Here is a 3,362-nt window from a genome sequence, read left to right as displayed (position 1 = left end):
AAAGAAAACACTTGGCAGACAAAGGAAAACATTATCGAGGGTAAAATTATTCCTTATTTCAAGGATAGAAAGCTCTGTGACATATCCGCAACGGACGTGATTGAATGGCAAAACAAGATAAGGACGCTCAAAAATAAGCACGGGAAGCTATATTCCAAGACGTATCTCCGTACCGTTCACAATCAGCTCAGCGCTATGTTCAATCACGCTGTGCGATACTACGGCTTGCGTACCAATCCTGCGTCCATCGCAGGAAATATGGGTGAAAAGGAAAGCAAGGAGATGAAGTTTTGGACGCTTGAAGAATATAAAAGCTTCTCGGAAGCGATGATGGACAAGACTGTTTCATACTATGCATTTGAGATGCTGTATTGGACAGGCATCCGATTGGGTGAGTTGTTAGCTCTCACACCGGCGGATTTTGATTTCAAAGCTCAAACAGTCACCATCAACAAATCATTTCAGCATTTGGCAGGTAAGGACATTATCACGTCACCGAAAACCAAAAAGAGCAATCGCACGATAAATATGCCTGATTTCCTTTGTGAAGAAATGCAGGACTATTTATCAATGTTTTACAGCCGTGGCGAAGACGATCGTATATTCCCGATTTCAAAAAGCTATCTTCATCACGAGATGGACAGAGGAGCGAAGCAAGCCGGGGTTAAGCGTATCAGAATACACGACCTCAGACATTCACACGTTTCTTTGTTGATTGAAATGGGCTTTTCAGCTTTAGCCATTGCCGATAGGCTGGGACACGAAAGCATAGATGTTACTTATCGCTATGCACACTTGTTCCCGTCCAAGCAAAAGGATATGGCAGATAGGCTTAATGATCTCGGAAAGGCAGGTTAAAATATGTCAGCAAAAAATTTAGACCGCCACAACCGCTGGCGCAGTAAGACAGTGGCGTTCAGAGTATCGCCGGAAGAATGGGAGCATTTTGAAAAAATCGTCGCTCTGTCAGGCTTAAGCAAGCAAGATTACCTCATTGAGCGCACTTTGCAGCGTGATATTATCGTGCAGGGTAATCCGAGAGTGTATAAGGCTCTCAAAAATCAAATGCAAGATATTTACGGGGAGCTGCGGCGTATCAGCAATGGCGGAGCGGTTTCAGATGAAATACTCGATACGCTCAACCTGATTGCCGTTACCCTCGGCGGAATGAAGGGGGAATGAAAATGAGTTGTAAAAATGAAATGACCGCTCACAACACACCTGTTGGCGCAGGTGATGAGCAGTCATCAACAAAATATCTTGATACAAGTATAGCAGATGATTTGTCTGATTTCAATAGTTTGGACTTAAATTGTTTTGATGAAAATTATCTGCACACCGTTTCTATGACTGAGTTGTACGACACTGTATATGAAAACAGACCACCAATCGTTGACGGTCTGCTGTACAGCGGACTGTATCTGTTTGTCGGTTCACCGAAAATCGGCAAGAGCTTTTTGATGGCGCAGCTTGCTTATCATATCAGCACCGGAACGCCGATTTGGAATTACAAGGTAAACAAAGGTACGGTGCTTTACCTTGCCCTCGAAGATGATTACAGTCGCTTGCAAAAGCGGTTGTATCAGATGTTTGGTACTGACAGCGCCGACAATCTGTACTTATCCGTTTCGGCAAGTCAGTTGAATGACGGCTTGGACAAACAGTTGGAGAGTTTTATCACGAAGCACGCCGACACCAAGCTCATAATCATTGACACTTTGCAAAAGGTGCGTGAGGTAAGCTCTGATTACAGCTACTCGAATGATTATGAGATTATCAGCAGGCTGAAAAGGTTTGCCGACAATAACAAAATCTGTATGATACTCGTTCATCATACACGCAAGCAAAAGTCTGATGACAGCTTTGATATGATTTCGGGAACCAACGGCTTGCTCGGCGCTGCCGACGGGGCGTTTGTTCTGCAAAAAGAAAAGCGGACTGCAAACGCAGCTACGCTTGAAATATCCGGCAGAGACCAACAGGATCAGAAGCTATACCTTAACCGCAATCCCGATAATCTGATATGGGAGCTCGACAGGACGGAAACCGAATTATGGAAAGAGCCGCCGGAGCCGTTGCTCCAAGTTATCTCTCAAAAGTTTTCTGAGAGCAGTCCTGCTTGGCAAGGCTCACCGACAGAGCTGGTCAGTTGGCTCGGCGTAGATATGAAACCAAACGCTTTGTCGCTAAAGCTTAATATCAATGCCGCAAGGCTATTCAATGAATATGGTATCCGTTATTCTAACAGGCATACTCATAGCGGCAGGGTAATCACGCTTCACCGTGAACAGCAAGCGAATGCTTCGTCGGCGTGACGATGTGCGACGACCGTGACGGTCTTTTAGAGATAGCGCTGTGTCAAAAACATCGTCACCATCGTCACGGATCGTCACGCACTAAAGTTTAGGCGGGGTGCAGGGAGCCCTTTTCAAAGGGCTGCCCTGCTCCTCGAAGAGCGCAAAACCTGCTCGCAGGTTGCATTTTTGATAGCCCTGCTGTCAAAAGTGCTTTTGCGTTACTCTTGGCAAGAGTAACAGAACCTGAGTTAGAGATAAATCAGTGAGATAACAATATTTTTATATAGATTTGAGGTAGATAAATGAAAAGAACAATCAGCGCAATGGTGGGTAAAGGCTCCGTGACACATAACAGCCGCAGCTTCACAGCGGAGAACGTGGACAGCGAGCGTACCCATTTAAATATAGATTACTGCAACGAGCCCATCAAGAAAGTGTATCACGAAATGTTTGATGAAGCTCTGAAACAGTACAACGATAAGCAGAAACGCAAGGACAGAAAGATACCCGATTACTATAAGCATATCGAGTCCGGAAAGCAGGAAAAGCTGTTCCACGAGATCATCTTCCAAATCGGCAACAAGGACGATATGTCAGCGACAGGAGAGCACGCTGAGCTTGCGAGGACAGTCCTCGACGAATACTATCGGGGCTTTCAAGAACGGAATCCTTACCTGAGAGTGTTCTCTGCTCACCTTCATATGGACGAAGCGACGCCGCATATCCATATCGACTTTGTCCCGTTCACAACCGGAAGCAAGCGAGGTTTGGAAACAAGAGTTTCGCTGAAACAGGCACTTGCCAATCAGGGCTTCAAGGGAAATGGTCGGGGTGATACAGAGTGGAATCGCTGGATACTTTCCGAAAAGAAAGTCCTCGCTCAGATTATGGAGCGGCACGGTATCGAGTGGGAACAGAAGGGTACCCACGAGCAGCACCTGTCCGTCCTTGATTACAAAAAGCAGGAGCGAGCCAAAGAGGTCGCCGAGCTCGACCGGGAGATTGAGGAAAAGCAATTAGAGGTCAAAGGGCTGAAAGCGACGGCTGAAAAAATCAAAGAAGCAA

Annotated in this window: 4 protein-coding genes; all 4 read left to right on the top strand. The window is 46.0% G+C overall.

Features of this window, described 5'->3' with window-relative positions; all coding sequences use genetic code 11:
- Positions 1-858, top strand: an 858-nt coding sequence (locus JKK62_RS01290) for a tyrosine-type recombinase/integrase (RefSeq protein WP_201426608.1), incomplete at its 5' end; no start/stop codon positions are given.
- 3 nt (positions 859-861) lie between these two features.
- The gene (locus tag JKK62_RS01285; RefSeq protein WP_138157603.1) at positions 862-1,182 is read left to right on the top strand and encodes a plasmid mobilization protein; all 321 of its coding nucleotides are present in this window, start codon (positions 862-864) and stop codon (positions 1,180-1,182) included.
- A gap of 2 nt (positions 1,183-1,184) precedes the next feature.
- Positions 1,185-2,315, top strand: coding sequence for a helicase RepA family protein (locus JKK62_RS01280; protein WP_201426607.1), 1,131 nt, complete (start codon positions 1,185-1,187; stop codon positions 2,313-2,315).
- A 284-nt stretch (positions 2,316-2,599) separates the two neighbouring features.
- A partial coding sequence (locus JKK62_RS01275) for a plasmid recombination protein (protein WP_201426606.1) occupies positions 2,600-3,362 on the top strand: 763 nt, incomplete at its 3' end.

This window comes from Ruminococcus difficilis, assembly GCF_016680995.1.
The sequence above is the reverse complement of the archived record's forward strand: the minus strand, read 5'-3'. Positions and strand labels throughout refer to the sequence as shown.